General features: G+C 72.0%; 15 protein-coding genes. 2 read left to right on the top strand and 13 right to left on the bottom strand.

The annotated features are described in order from the left end of the window. Positions 1-25: 25 nt before the first annotated feature. The 3 genes from OG357_RS11420 to OG357_RS11430 all read right to left on the bottom strand — a co-directional run bounded on the left by OG357_RS11420 (position 26) and on the right by OG357_RS11430 (position 5,120). Positions 26-601, bottom strand: coding sequence for a GNAT family N-acetyltransferase (locus OG357_RS11420; RefSeq protein WP_329621036.1), 576 nt, complete (start codon positions 599-601; stop codon positions 26-28). Further along, on the bottom strand, positions 579-2,816 hold the full coding sequence (locus OG357_RS11425) for an MMPL family transporter (protein WP_329621037.1): 2,238 nt from the start codon (positions 2,814-2,816) through the stop codon (positions 579-581). The genes OG357_RS11420 and OG357_RS11425 overlap by 23 nt, the downstream gene beginning before the upstream one ends. 201 nt (positions 2,817-3,017) lie before the next feature. Further along, positions 3,018-5,120, bottom strand: coding sequence for a phosphocholine-specific phospholipase C (locus tag OG357_RS11430; RefSeq protein ID WP_329621038.1), 2,103 nt, complete (start codon positions 5,118-5,120; stop codon positions 3,018-3,020). 280 nt (positions 5,121-5,400) lie between these two features. Between OG357_RS11430 and OG357_RS11435 the strand changes: the two genes are divergently transcribed. After that, positions 5,401-7,350, top strand: coding sequence for a protein kinase domain-containing protein (locus OG357_RS11435; RefSeq protein WP_329621039.1), 1,950 nt, complete (start codon positions 5,401-5,403; stop codon positions 7,348-7,350). 74 nt (positions 7,351-7,424) lie between these two features. Here the strand turns inward: OG357_RS11435 and gatB are convergent, their stop codons facing one another. The 10 genes from gatB to mnmA form a co-directional block, all read right to left on the bottom strand. Next, positions 7,425-8,936, bottom strand: a complete 1,512-nt coding sequence (gene gatB, locus OG357_RS11440; protein ID WP_329621040.1) for an Asp-tRNA(Asn)/Glu-tRNA(Gln) amidotransferase subunit GatB — start codon at positions 8,934-8,936, stop codon at positions 7,425-7,427. Positions 8,937-8,964: 28 nt separating this feature from the next. Continuing rightward, positions 8,965-9,210: a hypothetical protein gene (locus OG357_RS11445; protein ID WP_267045990.1), complete on the bottom strand. Its 246-nt coding sequence runs from the start codon at positions 9,208-9,210 to the stop codon at positions 8,965-8,967. Next, entirely contained in the window at positions 9,207-10,706 is a 1,500-nt protein-coding gene (gene gatA / locus OG357_RS11450; RefSeq protein ID WP_329621041.1) for an Asp-tRNA(Asn)/Glu-tRNA(Gln) amidotransferase subunit GatA, read from the bottom strand. The genes OG357_RS11445 and gatA overlap by 4 nt, the downstream gene beginning before the upstream one ends. Before the next feature lie 6 nt (positions 10,707-10,712). Then, a complete protein-coding gene (gatC, locus tag OG357_RS11455) occupies positions 10,713-11,009 on the bottom strand; it encodes an Asp-tRNA(Asn)/Glu-tRNA(Gln) amidotransferase subunit GatC (protein WP_015036350.1) in 297 nt (98 codons plus the stop codon). 94 nt (positions 11,010-11,103) lie between these two features. Further along, positions 11,104-13,314 (bottom strand): putative bifunctional diguanylate cyclase/phosphodiesterase, encoded by a 2,211-nt coding sequence (locus OG357_RS11460; protein WP_443066662.1) that lies wholly within the window; start codon positions 13,312-13,314, stop codon positions 11,104-11,106. A 228-nt stretch (positions 13,315-13,542) separates the two neighbouring features. Further along, positions 13,543-15,762: an NAD-dependent DNA ligase LigA gene (gene ligA / locus OG357_RS11465; protein WP_329621043.1), complete on the bottom strand. Its 2,220-nt coding sequence runs from the start codon at positions 15,760-15,762 to the stop codon at positions 13,543-13,545. Between the two features lie 32 nt (positions 15,763-15,794). Beyond that, entirely contained in the window at positions 15,795-16,793 is a 999-nt protein-coding gene (locus OG357_RS11470; protein WP_329621044.1) for a methionine synthase, read from the bottom strand. Positions 16,794-16,803: 10 nt separating this feature from the next. Beyond that, the gene (locus OG357_RS11475) at positions 16,804-17,502 is read right to left on the bottom strand and encodes an SDR family oxidoreductase (protein WP_329621045.1); all 699 of its coding nucleotides are present in this window, start codon (positions 17,500-17,502) and stop codon (positions 16,804-16,806) included. Between the two features lie 7 nt (positions 17,503-17,509). Beyond that, positions 17,510-18,049 (bottom strand): TIGR00730 family Rossman fold protein, encoded by a 540-nt coding sequence (locus OG357_RS11480; protein WP_329621046.1) that lies wholly within the window; start codon positions 18,047-18,049, stop codon positions 17,510-17,512. A gap of 30 nt (positions 18,050-18,079) precedes the next feature. Further along, on the bottom strand, positions 18,080-19,213 hold the full coding sequence (gene mnmA, locus OG357_RS11485) for a tRNA 2-thiouridine(34) synthase MnmA (RefSeq protein ID WP_329621047.1): 1,134 nt from the start codon (positions 19,211-19,213) through the stop codon (positions 18,080-18,082). A gap of 60 nt (positions 19,214-19,273) precedes the next feature. Between mnmA and OG357_RS11490 the strand changes: the two genes are divergently transcribed. Further along, a complete protein-coding gene (locus tag OG357_RS11490; protein ID WP_329621048.1) occupies positions 19,274-19,933 on the top strand; it encodes an N-acetylmuramoyl-L-alanine amidase in 660 nt (219 codons plus the stop codon). Positions 19,934-19,944 lie beyond the last annotated feature (11 nt).

The raw sequence follows: 19,944 nt of genomic DNA on the forward strand, positions 1-19,944 counted from the left end.
CTAGGCGGCCCACATGAGAACCGTCTTAAGACGCGATCGTCTCCGCCGCGGCCTTGGCGGCGCGCCACTCGGGCGCGAGGACGGCCCAGACCTCCGTGTCGGCGCGGACCCCGCGGTACGGGTAGTTCTCGCGCAGGACGCCTTCCCGCGTCATGCCGAGGCGGCGGGCGACGGCGATGCTCGGTCCGTTCTTCGCGGAGGCGTGCCATTCGACGCGGTGGATGCCGCGCTCCTCGATCGCCCAGTCGATGATGACCCGGCAGGCCCGGGTGATGAGGCCCTTCCCGGCGGCCGAGGGCTCCAGCCAGCAGCCCGCCTCCGCGGAGCCGTACGCGACGTCCATGGTCCGGAAGAGGACGCCGCCGACGAGCGTGCCGCCGGTCCAGATGCCGTAGATGCGTCCGGTGTCGTTCGCGGCCTTCTCGGCGTACGAGCGGAGGTAGGAGCGGGCGGAGTCGAGGTCCGCGACGACGTCCGGGAGCCCGATGTGCTGCCCGACGAACTCCCGGCCCCGGTCCATGTGGGCGAGGAACTCGTCCGCCTGCCAGGGCTCCAGGGGCCGCAGCTCGGCACCGTCGTCACCCAGCGATATCGCGAACATCGTCGTTCTCCTCGACCGTCGAAACCGTCACACGTTGCCCCGGGATCTTCGCACGGGCGTCCGCCGCGGCGCGGCTCTCGGGCGGCTCGATGCTGATCCGGGGCAGGATCCGGTCGAGCCGCTTCGGCAGCCACCAGTTCGCTCCGCCGAGCATGTGCATGAGGGCCGGGACGAGCAGGGTGCGCAGGACGAAGGCGTCGAGGGCGACGGCCGCGGCGAGCGCGATGCCGAACATCGCGATGACCCGGTCGCCGGAGAGGACGAAGGCGAGGAAGACCGCGATCATGATGACGGCGGCGGAGTTGATCACGCGGCTGGTCTCGGCGAGGCCGACCCGGACCGCCCGCCGGTTGTCGCCGGTCTCCAGCCACTCCTCGTACATCCGGCTGACCAGGAAGACCTGGTAGTCCATGGAGAGTCCGAAGAGGACGGAGACCATGATCACGGGAAGGAAGGGTTCGATCGGTCCGGCGCTGCCGAGGCCGAGGAGTTCGCTCCCCCAGCCCCACTGGAAGATCGCCACGACGATGCCGAACGCGGCGGCGACGGCCGCGACGTTCATGGCGGCGGCCTTGAGCGGGATGCCGATCGAGCGGAAGGCGAGCAGGAGCAGCAGACAGCCGAGCGCGATGACGACGCCGACGAAGAGCGGCAGCTTGCCGACGATGATCTCGGCGAAGTCGTCGTAGGAGGCGGTGACGCCGCCGACGTGCACGTCCAGGGAGGTGCCGGCCTCGGCCTTCGGGAGGACGTCCGTGCGGAGCCGGTCGACGAGCTCGCTGGTCTGCTTGGACTGCGGCGAGGAGTCGGGGACGACGGTGAGGACGGCGGTGTCGCCGGAGCTGTTGTACGTGACCGGGGAGACGGACGCGACCCCGCGGGTGGCGGAGAGCGCGGCCGGCAGCTGGTCGAGGGCGACCCGGTCGTCGGCGCCGTCGAGCCCGGCGACGAGCGTGAGCGGCCCGTTGACCCCTGACCCGAAGCCGTCGGCGATCAGGTCGTACGCCTGCCGGGTGGTCGCGGTGGCCGGGCCGTTGCCCTGGTCGGAGGTGCCGAGGTGGAGCGAGAGGGTGGGCAGCGCGAGCACGCCCATGACGACGGCGGCGACGGCCCCGAGGAGCTTCGGGTGGCGCTCGACGAAGGCGGACCAGCGGGCGGCGAAGCCCGTGGGGAGCTCGGGCTGCGGCCCGCGCTCGGCGAGAATCCGCCGTTCGCGCCGGGACAGGGCGCGCATGCCGATGAGCGAGAGCAGCGCGGGCAGCAGGGTGATGGAGGCGGCGACCGTGAGGACGACGGTGAGGGAGGCGGCGATGGCGACGCCGTTGAGGAAGCTGAGCCGCAGGATCAGCATGCCGAGGAGGGCGATGCAGACGGTGGCGCCGGCGAAGACGACGGCGCGGCCGGTGGTGGCGACGGCGATCTCGGCGGCCTCGGGGACGGACAGCCCGCGTTTCAGGCCCTTCCGGTGCCGGGTGACGATGAAGAGCGCGTAGTCGATGCCGACGCCCAGGCCGACGAGCATGCCCAGCATGGGCGCGAAGTCGGCGACGGTCATCAGATGGCCGAGCAGGACGATCCCGGAGTAGGCGATGCCGACGCTGACCAGGGCGGTCGCGATGGGGAGCACGGAGGCGGCTAGGGAGCCGAAGGCGAGGAAGAGGACGACGGCCGCGACGGCGACGCCGACGACCTCGGCGATGTGACCGCCGGGGGCCTCGGTGAGGGCGACGGCGGTGCCGCCGAGCTCGACCTGGAGGTCGTCGGAGGTGACGGCCTTCGCGGTGTCGACGAGGGCCTGGGCCTGGGCCTCGGGGATGTCGTCGGCCTGCGCGTCGAAGGTGACCGTGGCGTAGGCGGTGTGCCCGTCCTCGCTGATCTGGCCGGCCGTGTCCCCGTACGGGGAGGTGACGGTGGCGATCCCGGGGAGTTCGGCGACCTCGTCGAGCATCGTGGTCATGCGCTTCTCGACGGCGTCGGCGCGGACGCTGCCCTGCTCGGTGTGCCAGACGATGGTGCCGCTGTCGCCGCCGAGACCGTGGAAGCCGCGGTCGAGGAGGGCGGTGGCGCGGCCCGATTCGGTGCCGGGGACCTCGTAGTCGTTGGAGTACGCGCTGCCGGCGAGTACCGCGCCGGTGCCGATCCCGCCGAGGGCGAGGAGCCAGAGGAGAACGACGACGAGACGGTGCCGAATGCACCATCGGGCGATGGATGCCAAAGGACGTGCTCCCTGGGTGGTTCGTGGATCTTGCACGGGAGCGGCCCGAGAAGAACGCATGACCTAATTGCGCCCACTCTTGCAGCCAAACGTGATCGTTTGCCCCTTTCGTGTCGATGCTCACAGCCGTGTGCGGGGGCTCGGGACCGAGGTCCCGGCCCCCGCACACGGAGGGGAGCCATCCGGAGTCGGCCGGTGGGGTCACCCGGAGACGCTGGGGCGTCCGTTCTCGATGTGGCCCATGAGGCGGCGGCGGAAGCCACCGGGCGCGGTGACCTCGACGTCGTACCAGCCGTGCGCGTCGGCGGCCGAGTGCACGACCGTACGGGTCTTCCCGGGCTTCACGGTGACCGTGCGGGTCCAGTCGGCGAGGTCGCGCTCGTCGACGTACCCGAGCGGCCGGACCGTGAAGGCGAGCGGGGCCGTGCCCGTGTTCCGTACGGTCAGGTGCAGGTCACGGTCGTGATGATCGATACGGGAGGTCAGCTCGGCGCCGCCCGCCGCGGGGCCCTCGAACTCACGGCGGAAGCCGTTCGGGCCGGTGATCGTGAAGCGGTAATGATCACCCGTAACGGGGACGGTCCACTCCCCCTTCCCCCTGACGTCCCGGTGCTGCGGGACGGCGAACTCGCCCGCGTACGGATAGAGGGCGAAGTGCGCGCTCGCCCGGCCGGTGTTGCGCAGGGCCACGGTCACGGCCCCGGGCGCGACGGTCGCGGAGGCGTCCGGCTGGTACGGCAGGGGGCGGGCCGGGCGGACGCCGGGCTCCTGGACGGGCATCCGCTGGACGGCCGGGGGCTGGGGCCGCCAGCGGCCGGTGAACGGCGGGATCGGTCCGGGCTGCTCGACGGGCGGCTGCCGGCGGCCGCGCTTGAAGTCGAAGGCGGAGGTGAGGTCGCCGGTGACGGCCCGGCGCCAGGGCGTGATGTTGGGCTCGGCGATGCCGGTCAGCTTCTCCAGGAAGCGGATCACGGAGGTGTGGTCGAAGGTCTCGGAGCAGACGTAGCCGCCGACCGTCCAGGGGGAGACGACGAGCAGCGGGACGCGGATGCCGAGACCCGTGGGCTGGCCCTTCCAGCGCTCGTCCGTGTTGTCGGCCGGCGGGACGGGCGGCGGCACGTGGTCGAAGAAGCCGTCGTTCTCGTCGTAGTTGATCAGCACGACGGTGTGGCGCCAGACGTCCGGGTGCGAGCCGAGGGCGTCGAGCACCTTGTAGACGAGGCCGGCGGAGGCGATCGGCGAGGAGGAGCCGGGGTGCTCGGAGTCGATCGCGGAGGGCACGAGGTAGGAGACCTCGGGGAGCGTGCCGGCGGCGATGTCGGCGCGGAAGGCGTCGGCGAGGGTGCCGCTCTCGACGCGGCGCAGTCCGCGCTCGAAGAGGGAGCGCTCGGCCTCGGTGAGACCCGCGACGCCCTCCTCCAGGAGACCGAGGAGCCGGGTCCGCTCCGCGGCGTCGTCGGTGTCGCGGACGGCCGCGTAGAAGGACTCCATGAAGGTGTGCCCGCCGGTCCCGGCGAGTGCCTTCCGGGCGATCTTCTTGAAGGTGGTGAAGAACTCGATGTTGTTGTCGGTGAAGTTCTCCCACTCCGTGTACGTCTTCCAGCTCCGCCCGGCGGCTTCGAGCCGCTCGGCGTAGGTGGGCCAGCCGTAGCCGGGGTGGGTGCCCTCGGCGTAGGCGGCGTTGGTGACGGCCCGGCTGCCGTCGGCCTCGAAGCCGGTCCAGCCGGACCAGAGGTGGTTGCGGTTGGGGCTCGTCGAGGTGTGGATGGACGAGTGGTACGCGTCGCAGATGGTGAACGTGTCGGCGAGCTCGTAGTGCAGGGGGATGTCGCGCCGGTCGTAGTACGCCATGGTGGCGGCCGTCTTGGCCGAGACCCAGCCGTCCATCCAGCCGCCGCGCCAGGCCTTGCCGCCGCCGCTCCAGGAGTGGTCGAGGTCGCCGATGTACTGGAGGTCCTTCTGCTGCGTCTCGGCGGCGCCGCGGATCGGGAACGGCAGCACCGTCCGGCCGAGCGCGGCGGGCTGCTCGAACACGGGCTTGCCGGAGGGCAGCTCGATGGCGTTGCGGTCGGAGAATCCGCGGACACCGCGCAGAGTCCCGAAGTAGTGATCGAAGGAACGGTTCTCCTGCATCAGGATCACCACGTGCCGCACCGCCCCCATCCCGCCGGCCGGGGGCTCCGCGGCCATCGCCGCCTGCAGCGACGGCGGCAGCAACGAGCCGGCCGCGGCGACACCGAGGGCGCCGCCGCCCAGTGCGAGGAGCCTTCTGCGGGACAGCTCGGGGGACTTCTCGGATGACAAGACCGACCTCCAGTCGACGGCCAATGGTTCGCCTTCGAGCCATTGGGTGGTACGTCGGGGACGGTAGTGAGGCGGGATGACGGCGAGAAGACCCGACGGGGGCGCGGTGGTGAACGTCCAAGAGGCCGTGCCGGGAATCCAAGCGATTTCCGGCCATCTTCGCCCCGCGCCGGAAAGACCCCGAGCACCGGATCCGTGTGCGGGACCGCTCCCGCGTTGACCTCCGACGCACCGGAACGGCAAGCTGACCCTCTGTCAATCACTGTGCCTTGGGGGAAACTTGAGCAACACGGCACACCACATCGGGCCCGACACCACTCCTGACCGGTACCGGCTCCTCCGGTCCATCGGGCGGGGCGGCGAGGCCGTGCTCTATCTCGCGGAGATCGAGCTGGCCGGCGGCACGGAGCCCGTCGTCGTCAAGATCCTCGACTCGAAGACGACGATCACGCCCGAGGTCTTCGAGCGGATCAGCCAGAAGTGGAACGAACAGGCGGAGCTGCTGCGCTTCGTCCACCGCCCGGGCGTGGTCGGCGTACGGGAGCACTTCCAAGGCCCGCCGATCCACCGCCCCGGCGAGTCCGGGACCATCACCGGCCGGGCCCTGGTCCTCGTGATGAACCACGTCGACGGCCTCGACCTGCGCGACTGGCGGGCCGAGCGCACGCTCACCACGCCGGCCGAACGGCGCGAGGTGATGCGGACCCTGGAGCAGCTCGCGGACGTCCTGGACTGGCTGCACTCCGGGAAGGCCACGCCCTCCGGGCGGACGGTCGTCCACGGCGACCTGTCGCCGGGCAACGTCATGGTCGACGAGCACGGCCAGGCCACCCTGGTCGACTTCGGTCTGAGCAAACTGACCGCCGACCACCAGACCGCCGAGGTGTGGTTCACCCCCGGCTACGCGGCACCGGAGATCTTCGCGGGCAAGCGCACCCCGAGCACCGACCGCTACGCCTTCGGAGCCATCGCGTACTTCCTGCTCAGCGGGGAGTCCCCGCCGGCCGCGCCCGAACAGCTGGTGTCCGCGCTCGGCGCGCTGCCGCAGATCGCGGGGCTGCCGCCGGAGCAGCGCGAGCGGGTCCTGAGCATCGCGGCCGCCGACGCGGACCGCCGCCCGCTCTCCCTGTCGTCCTGGGTGAAGGACGTCCGGCACGGGATGGTGTCCACGACGACGTCCCGCCCGGCGACGGTCCAGGACGCGGTCCCGCCGATCCCGACCGCCCGGCCGGTGGCAGCGCCCGCGGCGCCGCCGGTGGCGCCTCCCCTGGCCCCGCCGCCGCCGGCGACCCCGCCGGCCACGCCGGTGACCGAACAGCCCCTGACCCCACCGCCACTCGCGGCCCCGCAGCCGGTCGTGGGCCCGCAGCCCGCGGTGGCCCCGCAGCCGGTCGTGGCCCCACAGCCCGCCGTGGCGGCCCCGCAGCCCGTCGTGTCGCAGCCGTCCGCCGAGCCGCCCACCGAGCACTCACCCGGCTTCGGTCCACCCGCGCGCGGCGGGTCCGGGCCGGGCACCGCCGCGGCACCCCCGCGCGGGCGGAAGCGGCGCAACGCGGTGCTGGCCGCGGTCCTCGCCGCCGCCGTGCTGACCAGCGGCATCGTCATCGGAGCACGCTTCCTGGGCGACAGGCCGTCCGGAGGGAACGGCGGCGCGAACGGTGCCAAGCCGGGCAGCTCCACGACCCCCGCCACCACGTCCGGCACGCCCACCACGTCCAGCACGCCCGGAGACGGCACCGGGTCCGCGTCCGGGTCCGGAGAGACCTCCGCCACCGCGTCTCCGACGGACAGCGCGTCCCCCTCCGGGCACACACCCGGCCCCGGCCCGAGCTCGGTCTCCCTCACCACTCTCGACACCGTGGCCAGGGGCCAGTACGCCTCGCTGGAGGTCGGCAACGGCACGGTGAAGGCCACCTACTACGAGACGGCGCTGGTGCCCACGGGCATCGACGAGGAGTGCTCGGGCTCCGCCGAGTACAACCTGAGCACCGAGTGGAAGACGCTCACCCTCCTCGCCGGGGTCGACGACGCCTCCGAGAACACCGCCGCCCGGCTCACCATCAGTGTCGACGGCAAGGCCGTCCACACCGGTGTGGTCAACCTGGGCTCACCCGAGAAGCTGACGCTCGACCTCGACCACGGACTGCGCCTGCGCATCGCGTACCGGGACCCGGGAGACTCCTGCGACATGGGCCGGCTGGTGCTCGGCGAACCGACGCTGAGCAAGTAGCGGCACGGGCATACGAACGGCCCCGCACCGGAACTCCGGTGCGGGGCCGCTCACATGTCCGTACGAGAAGAGGCTCAGCCCTCGCTGACGCCCAGCTTCTCCAGGATCAGGTCCTTGACCTTCGCCGCGTCCGCCTGGCCGCGGGTGGCCTTCATGACCGCGCCCACCAGGGCGCCGACCGCCGCGACCTTGCCGCCGCGGATCTTGTCCGCGATGGCCGCATTGCCCGCGATGGCCTCGTCGACCGCCGTACCGAGCGCGCCGTCGTCGGAGACGACCTTCAGACCGCGCTTCTCGACGACCGCGTCCGGGGTGCCCTCGCCGGCGAGAACACCCTCGATGACCTGGCGGGCCAGCTTGTCGTTCAGGTCGCCGGAGGCGACCAGGGCGGAGACCCGGGCCACGTCCGACGGGGTGATCGCCAGCTCCTCCAGCGAGACGCCCTGCTCGTTGGCGTTACGGGCGAGCTCGCCCATCCACCACTTGCGGGCCGACGTCGCGTCCGCGCCCGCCTCGATCGTGGCGACGATCGAGTCGACCGCGCCCGCGTTGAGGATGGACTGCATGTCCAGCTCGGACACGCCCCACTCCTCGCGCAGCCGGTTGCGGCGCAGGCGCGGCAGCTCGGGCAGCCCGCCCCGCAGCTCCTCGACCCAGGCACGGGCCGGGGCGACGGGGACGAGGTCGGGCTCCGGGAAGTACCGGTAGTCCTCGGCGTTGTCCTTGATCCGGCCGGAGGTGGTGGAGCCGTCGTCCTCGTGGAAGTGACGGGTCTCCTGGATGATCGTGCCACCGGCGGTGAGCACGGCCGCGTGGCGCTGGATCTCGAAGCGCGCCGCACGCTCCACCGAACGGAGCGAGTTGACGTTCTTCGTCTCCGAGCGGGTGCCGAACTTCTCGACGCCGTGCGGACGCAGCGACAGGTTCACGTCGCAGCGCATCTGGCCCTTGTCCATGCGCGCCTCGGAGACACCGAGGGCGCGGATCAGCTCGCGCAGCTCGGCGACGTACGCCTTGGCGACCTCGGGGGCCCGCTCGCCCGCGCCCTCGATCGGCTTGGTGACGATCTCGATGAGCGGGATGCCGGCGCGGTTGTAGTCCAGCAGGGAGTGGGACGCTCCGTGGATACGGCCGGTGGCGCCGCCGACGTGCAGCGACTTGCCGGTGTCCTCCTCCATGTGGGCGCGCTCGATCTCCACGCGGAAGATCTCGCCGTCCTCCAGCTGGACGTCCAGGTAGCCGTTGAAGGCGATCGGCTCGTCGTACTGGGAGGTCTGGAAGTTCTTCGGCATGTCCGGATAGAAGTAGTTCTTCCGGGCGAAGCGGCACCACTCGGCGATCTCGCAGTTCAGCGCGAGACCGATCTTGATGGCCGACTCGACGCCGATCGCGTTGACCACCGGCAGCGAGCCGGGCATGCCAAGGCAGGTCGGGCACGTCTGCGAGTTCGGCTCCGCGCCCAGCTCGGTCGAGCAGCCGCAGAACATCTTCGTCTTGGTGCCGAGCTCGACATGGACCTCCAGGCCCATGACGGGGTCGAACGCCGCGAGGGCCGCGTCGTACGACAGCAGTTCAGTGACAGTCACGGTGAGAATTCCTCTGATGCCTTCGGCCTCAGCCGAACAGGACGTCGTCGTCACCGATGCGCTTGAGCTCGCGCACGAGGAGAGCGACGCCGGTGGCGATGGCGGCGGCGGACACGACGGCGTCGAGCAGCTTGAGCGTGTCGTGCTCGCTACGGGCCGCACGGCCCCGCTTGACCACGCCCAGCAGGCCGAACGCGGTGGTGCCGATGGACAGGTACGTGCCGGTCTTGGACTTCTTGAAGCCCTTGGCCTTCTGCAGTGCACTGGTACTCACAGCGACGGAGCCTCCTCAAGCAGCGGATGCCCCCACTTTTCCACGAACGCGGCCTCGACGGCGGCGCCGACCTTGTACAGCCGGTCGTCCTTCAGGGCGGGAGCGATGATCTGCAGACCGACCGGCAGCCCGTCCTCGGGAGCGAGACCGCAGGGCAGCGACATCGCGGCGTTGCCGGCCAGGTTGGTCGGGATGGTGCACAGGTCCGCGAGGTACATCGCCATCGGGTCGTCGGCGCGCTCGCCGATCGGGAAGGCGGTGGTCGGGGTCGTCGGGGAGACGATCACGTCCACCTCCTCGAAGGCCTGCTCGAACTCGCGGGTGATGAGGGTACGGACCTTCTGGGCCGAGCCGTAGTACGCGTCGTAGTAGCCGGAGCTCAGCGCGTACGTACCCAGGATGATGCGGCGCTTGACCTCGTCGCCGAAGCCGGCCTCACGGGTGAGGGCGGTGACTTCCTCGGCGGACCGCGTGCCGTCGTCGCCGACCCGCAGGCCGTAGCGCATGGCGTCGAAGCGGGCCAGGTTCGAGGAGCACTCGGACGGCGCGATCAGGTAGTACGCCGACAGGGCGAGGTCGAAGGTCGGGCAGTCCAGCTCGACGATCTCGGCGCCCAGCGACTTGAGCAGCTCGACGGACTCGTCGAAGCGCTGCACGACACCGGCCTGGTAGCCCTCGCCGCGGAACTGCTTGACGACGCCGACGCGCATGCCGGCGACCGAGCCGTTCCGGGCGGCCTCGACGACCGGCGGGACCGGGGCGTCGATGGAGGTCGAGTCGAGCGGGTCGTGCCCGGCGATCGCCTCGTGCAGGAGGGCCGCGTCCAGGACCGTACGGGCGCAGGGGCCGCCCTGGTCGAGGGAGGAGGAGAAGGCGACCATGCCGTAGCGGGAGACCGCGCCGTAGGTCGGCTTGACGCCGACCGTGCCGGTGACGGCGGCGGGCTGGCGGATCGAGCCGCCGGTGTCCGTGCCGATGGCGAGCGGGGCCTCGTACGCGGCGAGGGCGGCCGAGGAGCCACCGCCGGAGCCGCCGGGGATCCGGGTCAGGTCCCAGGGGTTGCCGGTCGGACCGTAGGCGCTGTTCTCCGTGGAGGAGCCCATCGCGAACTCGTCCATGTTGGTCTTGCCGAGGATGACGACGTCGGCGGCCTTGAGGTTCTTGACCAGGGTCGCGTCGTACGGCGGGATCCAGCCCTCCAGCATCTTCGAACCGACGGTCGTCGGAATGCCGACCGTGGTGAAGATGTCCTTGAGGGCGAGCGGGACGCCGGCCAGCGGGCCGAGCTTCTCGCCGCGGGCGCGCTTCTCGTCGACGGCGCGCGCCTGCGCGAGGGCGCCCTCGCGGTCGACGTGCAGGAAGGCGTGGACCTTCTCGTCGACGGCCTCGATGCGGGCGAGGTGGGCCTCGGTGACCTGGACCGCGGTGAGCTCGCCGGCGGCGATCTTCCCGGCGATCTCGGCGGCCGTGAGCTTGATGATGATGTTGTCCGTCATGACGTGTTAGTCCTCCCCCAGGATCTGCGGCACCTTGAAACGCTGCTGCTCCTGGGCCGGGGCGCCGGAGAGCGCCTGCTCGGGGGTGAGCGACGGACGGACCTCGTCCGCGCGCATGACATTGGTCAGCGGCAGCGGGTGGGAGGTCGGCGGTACGTCTTGGTCGGCGACCTCGGAGACGCGGGCGACCGCGCCGATGATGTCGTCGAGCTGGCCGGCGAAGTGATCGAGTTCTTCGCCCTTCAGCTCCAGACGCGCCAGCCGTGCGAGGTGGGCGACCTCCTCGCGCGTGATGCCAGGCATGCGGATCCTCACGGGGTGAGCTTGATGGTGTTGGCCCATCCTATGGGGCCGGTGCCACTCCCCGTGAAACGGTCGGGCCGGGGCGCGACACCCTCTACTGGACGACCTGGCCGGAGGGATGGTCGACGTCGACCTCGGCGGCGAGTTCGGCGGCGATGTCGACGGGGCGGCGCCAGCCGCGCTCGCCGCGGGCCAGCAGCCAGGCGGTCGCCTCGGCGGGCGGCATCGCGGCGGCGACCAGCCAGCCCTGGACGGCGTCGCAGCCCAGGTCGCGGAGGCGCTCCCAGGTCTCGTCGTCCTCCACGCCCTCGGCGACGACGAGGAGGCCGAGCGAGTGGGCGAGGTCGAGGGTGCAGCGGACGATCTCGGCGTCCTCGGTGTCGACGGCGAGCCGGGCGACGAAAGAGCGGTCGATCTTCAGTTCGCTGACGGGCAGCCGGCGCAGATGGACGAGGGAGGAGTAGCCGGTGCCGAAGTCGTCGAGGGACATCTTGACGCCGTGGCCGGTGAGGCCGTTGAGGGTATCGGCGGCCCGCTGGGGGTCCTCCAGGAGCACGTGCTCCGTTATCTCCAGCTGGAGGGCGCCGGCCGGGACGCCGTGGCGGGCGAGGCGGGCGGCGACGGCGCCCGCGAAGCCGGGGGTGTGGACGTCGCGCGGCGAGACGTTGACCGCGACCGGGACGTTGAGGCCCTGGGCGCGCCAGCGGGCGACCTGGGCGAGGGCGGTCTCCAGGACGTACTCGGTGAGGTGGGGCATCAGGCCGGAGGACTCGGCGATGGCGATGAACTCGTCCGGCGGGACCTTCCCGCGCTCCGGGTGGACCCAGCGGACGAGCGCCTCCAGACCGGCGACCTGGCCGTCGAAGCGGACCTTGGGCTGGTAGTGGAGTTCGACCTCGCCGGCGTCGAGCGCGCGGCGCAGGTCGCCGAGCAGGCCGAGCCGGTCGGGGGTGTTGGAGTCGCGCTTGGACTCGTAGACCTCGACACCCGTGCGGTCCCGCTTGGCCTGGTACATGGCGACGTCGGCGCGGCGCAGCAGGCCCTCGGCGTCGAGGGCGTGGTCGGGGAAGACGGCGACGCCGGCGCTGGCCTCCAGGACGAGGGTGAGTCCGTCGAGGTCGAGCGGGGAGGAGAGTTCCGCGACGAGATGGCGGGCGACGCGCTGGGCGCTGGTGGTGGAGTCGGCGGTGGGCAGCAGGACGGCGAACTCGTCGCCGCCGAGCCGGGCGGCCTCGGCGCCGCGGGGCAGGGCGAGGCGGAGCCGGTCGGCGATCTGGAGGAGCAGCCGGTCGCCCGCGAGGTGTCCGAGGGTGTCGTTGACCGACCGGAACCGGTCGAGGTCGATCAGGACGAGGGCGGCTCGGGCGCCTTCGCCCTCGGCCTCCTCCAGGGCCGTCCAGGCCCGCTCCAGGAGCCACTGGCGGTTGGGGAGCCCGGTCAGCGGGTCGCGCAGCTGTTCCTCGGCGCGGGCCCGGGCGATCCAGAGGGTGGAGTCGAGGGCGATGAGGGGGACGGCGAAGAGGGGCAGGAGGACGGGCCGGGTGGCGGCGACGACGCAGATGAGCGGGGCGATGCCGAGCAGGGCGACGGCGACGAGCCCCTGCCGGAGGAGGGCGGTGCGGGCGATGGTGGGCAGTCCGCGGCCCTGGGGCGCGAGCGTGTACCACAGCAGGATCCGGGTCACCACGAGGTAGGCGGCCGCGGCGAGGACGACTTCCGGGAGGTCCCCGATCGCCCAGTCGAGGGGCTGCCAGGGCTCCTCGACGGTCGGTACGTCTCCGAAGAGGGCGAGGACGAGGGCGGCGGCGCCGACCCCGAGGACGTCGGCGGCGCCGTGCAGCAGGCCCTGCCTCCAGCGGTGCCGGCGGGCGGCGCCGACGAGGGCGACGACGGTCAGCGAGACGAGTCCGGCGGGCACCCAGCCGTACAGCAGGAGCACGGCGAGGGTGAGGGCGGCGCCGGAGCCCGTACCGCCCCACCAGCGGTCGCGGCCGAGCGCGACCAGGTGACCGACGATGAGGCCGGTGAGGACGGCGAGGGACCAGCCGGCGGCCCCGCCGGGGAAGAGTCCGTGTCCGGTGCTCAGGGCCCGCTGGAGGCCGGCGACGAGCACGACGGCGGCGATGCCCACCACGGCTGCGGGCAGCCGGGAGGTCAGGCCCGTGGGGACCACACGGCCGTACGGCCGTGGGGCCGGGGCGGCGCTCTCGGTCGGTTCCATTCCCGTCCCTCTCACAGGCGGCGGTGCCGTCGGTGTGCGATGGGCCGCGCTCGCGCGGCCGTCCGTCGTCCGGCCGTCCGCCATGCGGCCGCCACCGGGCGGCCGTTCCTCATGCCACTGGGCCGTTCGTCCTGGCGCGCACGACCGGCACAGCCCTCGCGCGGACGTGCGGGACAGGACGCACGGTCACCACAGTAGGCCGCCGAGGGCTCCGACGGGCAGCGCTCTCCCTGTCTTGCCCGAATGCGACCCGGCCACCCGTAACGATCTGGTATGCGCCGAACGGGTGAACGCCCGGGCGGCCGGCGGCGGCTATTCGGCGACCGGCACCGCGGCCTCGCGAGCGGCTTCGGGACCTTGTTCGAGCAGGACGGAGAAGCCTTCCTCGTCCAGAACCGGAACCTTCAGCTGCATCGCCTTGTCGTACTTCGAACCAGGGTTTTCGCCCACGACCACAAAGGCGGTCTTCTTCGAAACGGAACCGGTCACCTTCGCTCCGAGCGCTTGGAGGGACTCTTTTGCGCCATCCCTGGTGAACTTCTCCAGAGTGCCGGTGACGACGACCGTGAGACCTTCCAGCGGACGCGGTCCGACGTCCTCCCCGGCGCCCTCGTCCTCCAGCGACACTCCGGCGGCGCGCCACTTGCGCACGATCTCGCGGTGCCACTCCTCGGCGAACCACTGCTTCACGGCGGTCGCGATGATCCCGCCGACGCCGTCGACGGCCGCCAGCTCCTCCTCGCTCGCCTGCTCGATCCGCTCCAGGGAGCGGAACTCACGGGCCAGCGCCTCGGCCGCGACCGGACCCACGTGCCGGATCGACAGGCCGTTGATGAAGCGGGCGAGCGGCCGCTCCTTGGCCGCCGCGATGTTCTCCAGCATCGACAGGGCGTTCTTCTTCGGCTCGCCCTTCTGGTTGGCGAAGACCGTGACGATCTTCTCCTCGCCGGTCTTCGGGTCCCGCTTGGGCAGCCCGCTGTCCGGGTCGAGGACGTACGCCTTGATCGGAAGCAGCTGCTCGATGGTGAGGTCGAAGAGGTCGCCCTCGTCGACGAGCGGCGGCGATGGGGGTGCCCCCTGCTCGAGCGAAGCCGAGAGCTTGGGGGACGGTGGAAGGGGGTTGGTCAGCGCCGCCGCCGCCACCGAACCGAAGTTCTCGATGTCCAGGCACTGGCGCCCGGCGAGGAAGAAGAGCCGCTCGCGCAGCTGGGCCGGGCAGGTCTGCGCGTTCGGGCAGCGGAGGTCGATGTCGCCCTCCTTCATCGCCTTCAGCGGCGTCCCGCACTCCGGGCACTCGGCGGGCATCACGAACTCCCGCTCGCTGCCGTCCCGCAGGTCGGCGACCGGCCCGAGGATCTCGGGGATCACGTCACCGGCCTTGCGCAGCACGACCGTGTCGCCGATGAGCACGCCCTTGGCCTTCACCACCTCCTGGTTGTGGAGGGTGGCGAACTCGACCTCGGAGCCGGCCACGGTCACCGGCTCCACCTGCGCGTACGGCGTGACGCGCCCGGTCCTGCCCACGCCGACCTTGATGTCGACCAGCTTGGTGTTGACCTCCTCCGGCGCGTACTTCCAGGCGATGGCCCAGCGAGGGGCGCGCGCCGTGGAGCCGAGCCGGCCCTGGAGCGGGATCTCGTCGAGCTTGACGACGACCCCGTCGATCTCGTGCTCGACGGAGTGGCGGTTCTCGCCGAAGTACGCGATGAACTCCCGCACGCCGGCGAGCGAGTCGACCACCCGGTTGTGCCGGGCGGTGGGCAGGCCCCACTCGTGGAGCAGTGCGTACGTCTCCGAGAGCCGGGTGATCTCGAAGCCCTCGCGGGCGCCGATGCCGTGGACCACCATGTGGAGCGGGCGGGAGGCGGTGACCTTGGGGTCCTTCTGGCGGAGCGAACCGGCGGCCGCGTTGCGCGGGTTGGCGAAGGGCTTGTCCCCCGCCTCCACCAGGCGGGCGTTGAGCCCCTCGAAGGCCTCCATCGGGAAGTAGACCTCGCCACGGATCTCGACGAGGTCCGGGATCCGCTCGCCGTGCAGCCGCTCCGGGATGTCGGCGATCGTCCGCACGTTGGGCGTGATGTCCTCGCCGGTCCGGCCGTCGCCGCGGGTCGCGGCCCGGGTCAGCCGCCCGTGCTCGTACGTGAGGTTCACGGCGAGGCCGTCGACCTTGAGCTCGCACAGGTAGTGGTAGTCGGGGGTGCCGACGTCCCGCGCGATCCGCTCGGCCCAGGCGGCCAGTTCCTCGTCGTCGAAGGCGTTGTCCAGGGAGAGCATGCGCTCCCGGTGCTCGACGGAGGTGAAGTCGGTCTCGTACTGCCCGGCGACCTTCTGGGTCGGCGAGTCCGGCGTCCGGAGCTCCGGGTACTCCTCCTCCAGTGCCTCCAGGGCGCGCAGGAGTTTGTCGAAGTCGCCGTCGCTGATGACCGGCTGGTCCTTCACGTAGTACCGGAAGCGGTGCTCCTCGACCTGCTCCGCCAGCTCGGCGTGCTTCTCCCGTGCCTCGGCGGGCAGGGCCCCCTGTTCGACTGCCACCTTCGTCCGTCCTCCCGTGCCTCGAAACCCGGTCACTCTGGGTTGTCCGCGAGCGATCTCGCCGCCCGGGCGCAGTGGGCGAGCGCCGCGCGGGCATAGGCGGGCGAAGCGCCTGCGAGCCCGCACGTGGGAGTGATGACCACGGACTCCGCGAGAGTCCCCGGATTCAGCCCCAACCTGCGCCACAGCGTCCTGACACCCATGACGCTACCGCCCGGGTCCGACAACGGGCCGTCGGTGGACGGCACCACACCGGTGAAGAGCTTCGTGCCGGCCTCCACGGCCTCGCCGATCGACTCCTCGTCACGTTCGGTGAGAAGCCCGAAGTCGAACGAGACCCCGGCGACGCCGGCCCGGCGCAGCAGCGCGAAGGGGACGTCGGGGGCACAGGAGTGGACGACGACCGGCCCGTCGTGGACCGCGACGACCTCCCGCAGGGCGCTTTCGGCGACCTGCCGGTCGACGGCCCGGTAGGTGCGGTAGCCGCTGGCGGTACGGACGCGTCCGCCCAGGACGGCCGTGAGCGAGGGCTCGTCGAGCTGGAGGACGATCCGGGCCCCGGGGATCCGCTTGGCCAGCTCCGCGAGGTGGGTGCGGAGCCCCTCCGTGAGGGAGCCGACCAGGTCGCGGCAGGCGCCCGGGTCGCGGAGGGCCGCCTCGCCCCCGCGCAGCTCCAGGGCGGCGGCGAGCGTCCACGGGCCCACCGCCTGCACCTTGAGGGGGCCCTCGTACCCCTGGGTGAACTCCTCCAGGGCGTCCAGGTCCTCGCCGAGCCAGGAGCGGGCCCGCTTGGTGTCCCGGCCGGGCCGGTCGCTGATCCGCCAGCCGCTCGGCTCGACGTGCGCGTAGAGGTCGACGAGCATCCCGATGGTCCGGCCGATCATGTCGGCGCCGGGCCCGCGGGCGGGCAGCTCCGCGAGGAAGGGGAAGTCCTCGAAGGAGCCGGTGACCGTCTTCGCGGCCTCGCGGGCGTCGCCGCCGGGCAGGGACCCGACGCCGGTGGCCGGGCCGAAGAGCCTCGTGTCGCTCATGTCCACCGTCCTACCGTCCCGGACGGACGGTCAGGTCGTTGATCTCGGCGTCGCGCGGCAGGTCGATCGCGGTGAGGATCGCCGTCGCGACCGACTCCGGGTCGATCCACTTCGACGCGTCGTACTCCTTGCCCTCCTGCTGGTGCACCTTGGCCTGCATGGGGCTCGCGGTGCGGCCCGGGTAGACCGAGGTCACCCGCACGCCGTTGGCGTGCTCCTCGTGGCGCAGGGAGTCCGCGAGGGCCTTGAGGCCGTGCTTGGAGGCGGCGTACGCGCTCCACTCGGCGTGCGCGGCGAGCCCGGCGCCCGAGTTCACGAAGACGACGTGGCCCTGGGAGACCCGCAGCTGGGGCAGGAGGTGCCGGGTCAGCTCGGCCGGGGCGATCAGGTTGACGTTGAGCTGGTGGTGCCAGGTCTTCGGGGTGAGGTCCCCGACCGGCCCGAGGTCGACGACGCCCGCGATGTGCAGCAGGCTGTCCACCTGCTCCGGCATGGTCTGGTGCGAGAAGGCCCAGGACAGCCGGTCCGGGTCGGCCAGGTCCCCGACGAGCGTCCGCGCGCCCGGGAACCGCGTGGCGAGCTCCTTGGCCCGTCCCGCGTCGCGCGCGTGCAGCACGAGTTCGTCCCCGCGCGCGTGGAGGCGGCGCGCGACGGCCGCGCCGATGCCGGAACCGGCTCCGGTGATCACATGTGTAGCCATGGGCACCATGCTCGCATCAGCGGGAGGCGATGTTCCCCTCCAGGTGGGCGAGGGCCGTCGGGCCGTCCTCCGCGAAGAAGACGAGGTCGGTGAGCGGGATCGGCAGGAAGCCCTCGTCCTCCATGCGGCGGAGCTGGGTCTTCAGGCCGTCGTAGAAGCCCGCCGTGTTGAGCAGGACCACCGGCTTGGTGTGCTTGCCGTGCTTCTTCAGCTCCAGGATCTCGGTGGCCTCGTCGAGGGTGCCGATGCCGCCGACCATGACGACGATGGCGTCGGACTTGGCGAGGAGGAGCGCCTTGCGCTCGGCCAGGTCACGGGCGACGACCATCTCGTCCGTGCCCGGGCGGGCCTTGGCCTGGAGGAAGTCGACGGAGACGCCGACGAGCCGGCCGCCCGCCTCCTCGGCGCCGTCCGCGACGACCTTCATCAGGCCCGTGTCGGAGCCACCCCAGACGAGGGTGTGGCCGGCCTTGCCGAGGAGGCCGGCGAACTCGCGCGCCGGAGCCGTGTAGCGCTCGTCGAGGTCGGCGGCGGAGAGGAAGACGCAGATGTTCATGCGCTCCACCGTAGGGGGTGACGCGCGGGGTTACACCGGGGTGGGCTCCGTCGTGCGGCGGGTCGTCGTGGCGATGGTGGCCGAGCCGACGACGCGCGTGCCGTCGTAGAGCACGATCGCCTGGCCGGGCGCCACGCCGCGGACCGGCTCGGCGAAGGCGACCGTGAGCTCGCCGTCCGCCAGGACGGCCGTCACCTCGGTCTCGCCGCCGTGGGCGCGGAGCTGGGCGGTGTAGCGGCCGGAGCCCTCGGGGGCCGTGCCGCACCAGCGGGGCTTGATCGCGGTGAGGGCGGTGACGTCCAGGGCCTCGACCGGGCCGACCGTGACCGTGTTGTTCACGGGCGAGATGTCGAGGACGTAGCGGGGCTTGCCGTCCGCGGCCGGGTGGCCGATCCGCAGGCCCTTGCGCTGGCCGATGGTGAAGCCGTACGCGCCCTCGTGGCTGCCGACCTTCGTGCCCGCCTCGTCGACGATGTCGCCCTCCGCCTTGCCCAGGCGGGAGGCGAGGAAGCCCTGGGTGTCGCCGTCGGCGATGAAGCAGATGTCGTGGCTGTCGGGCTTCTTCGCGACCGCGAGCCCGCGCCGCTCGGCCTCCGCCCGGATCTCGTCCTTGGTGGTGAGGGTGTCGCCGAGCGGGAACATCGCATGGGCGAGCTGCTTCTCGTCGAGCACGCCGAGGACGTACGACTGGTCCTTCGCCATGTCGGAGGCGCGGTGCAGCTCGCGCGTGCCGTCGTCGTTGAGGACGACCGTGGCGTAGTGACCGGTGCAGACCGCGTCGAAGCCGAGGGCGAGGGCCTTGTCGAGGAGCGCCGCGAACTTGATCTTCTCGTTGCAGCGGAGGCAGGGGTTGGGCGTGCGGCCCGCCTCGTACTCGGCGACGAAGTCGTCGACGACGTCCTCGCGGAACCGCTCGGCGAGGTCCCACACGTAGAACGGGATGCCGATGACGTCGGCGGCCCGGCGCGCGTCGCGCGAGTCCTCGATCGTGCAGCAGCCGCGCGCTCCGGTACGGAACGACTGCGGGTTCGCGGAGAGCGCGAGGTGCACGCCGGTGACGTCGTGGCCTGCTTCGGCGGCACGGGCGGCGGCGACGGCGGAGTCCACACCGCCGGACATGGCGGCGAGGACACGAAGGGGGCGCGGGCGCGGGGTCTCAGTCATAGCCCTACCAGGGTACGGGGCCCGGGAACCATGGTCGCGGGAGTAAACGTTCTCTTGGGCATGGGGAGCAAGGGGAGCGGTACGGACAGGCGGGTGGGGCGGCGGGCCGTCCTGCTCGGCGGCGGGGTCGCCGTGCTGGGCACGGCCGCGCTGGCCAGGGACGAGCTGGCGCGCGCGTGGTGGCGGCTGCCGGGCATGGAGAAGAAGCGGGTCGAGGGCGCGCTCGACCACCGGGGCGCCGAGTGGACCTCGGCGGCGCGGGCGAACTGGCGGCGGGCCGACCGGCCGGACGACTACGGGATAGACCGGGTCGTGATCCATGTCGTGCAGGGCAGTTACGCGACCGCGCTGAAGGTCTTCAAGAACCCGGGGCACGGGGCCGCCGCGCACTACGTCGTCCGCAAGGACGGCCATGTGGCGCAGATGATCCGGGAGCTCGACGTCGCGTTCCACGCCGGGAACCGCGACATGAACGAGCGGAGCATCGGCATCGAGCACGAGGGCTTCGTCGACCGGCCGCAGGACTTCACGGCGGCGATGTACGCGGGGTCGGCGCGGCTGACGGCCGACATCTGCGCCCGGTACGGGATACCTGTGGACCGGGAGCACATCATCGGGCACGTGGAGGTCGAGGGCACCGACCACACCGACCCCGGGCCGCACTGGGACTGGGACCGCTATCTGCGACTCGTGCGCGAGGCGTCGAAGAAGCCCGTGTGACGGCCCTTCCG

The organism is Streptomyces sp. NBC_01255 (assembly GCF_036226445.1).
Taxonomy (GTDB): Bacteria; Actinomycetota; Actinomycetes; order Streptomycetales; family Streptomycetaceae; genus Streptomyces.

Bases quoted from the DNA above. Each gene is read 5' to 3' on its own strand.
- OG357_RS11470 (WP_329621044.1), bottom strand. From the start codon at position 16,793: ATGAGCGACACGAGGCTCTTCGGCCCGGCCACCGGCGTCGGGTCCCTG.
- OG357_RS11475 (WP_329621045.1), bottom strand. From the start codon at position 17,502: ATGGTGCCCATGGCTACACATGTGATCACCGGAGCCGGTTCCGGCATC.
- OG357_RS11460 (WP_443066662.1), bottom strand. From the start codon at position 13,314: ATGGCGGACGGCCGGACGACGGACGGCCGCGCGAGCGCGGCCCATCGC.
- OG357_RS11420 (WP_329621036.1), bottom strand. From the start codon at position 601: ATGTTCGCGATATCGCTGGGTGACGACGGTGCCGAGCTGCGGCCCCTG.
- mnmA (WP_329621047.1), bottom strand. From the start codon at position 19,213: ATGACTGAGACCCCGCGCCCGCGCCCCCTTCGTGTCCTCGCCGCCATG.
- gatA (WP_329621041.1), bottom strand. From the start codon at position 10,706: ATGACGGACAACATCATCATCAAGCTCACGGCCGCCGAGATCGCCGGG.
- gatC (WP_015036350.1), bottom strand. From the start codon at position 11,009: ATGCCTGGCATCACGCGCGAGGAGGTCGCCCACCTCGCACGGCTGGCG.
- OG357_RS11490 (WP_329621048.1), top strand. From the start codon at position 19,274: ATGGGGAGCAAGGGGAGCGGTACGGACAGGCGGGTGGGGCGGCGGGCC.
- OG357_RS11480 (WP_329621046.1), bottom strand. From the start codon at position 18,049: ATGAACATCTGCGTCTTCCTCTCCGCCGCCGACCTCGACGAGCGCTAC.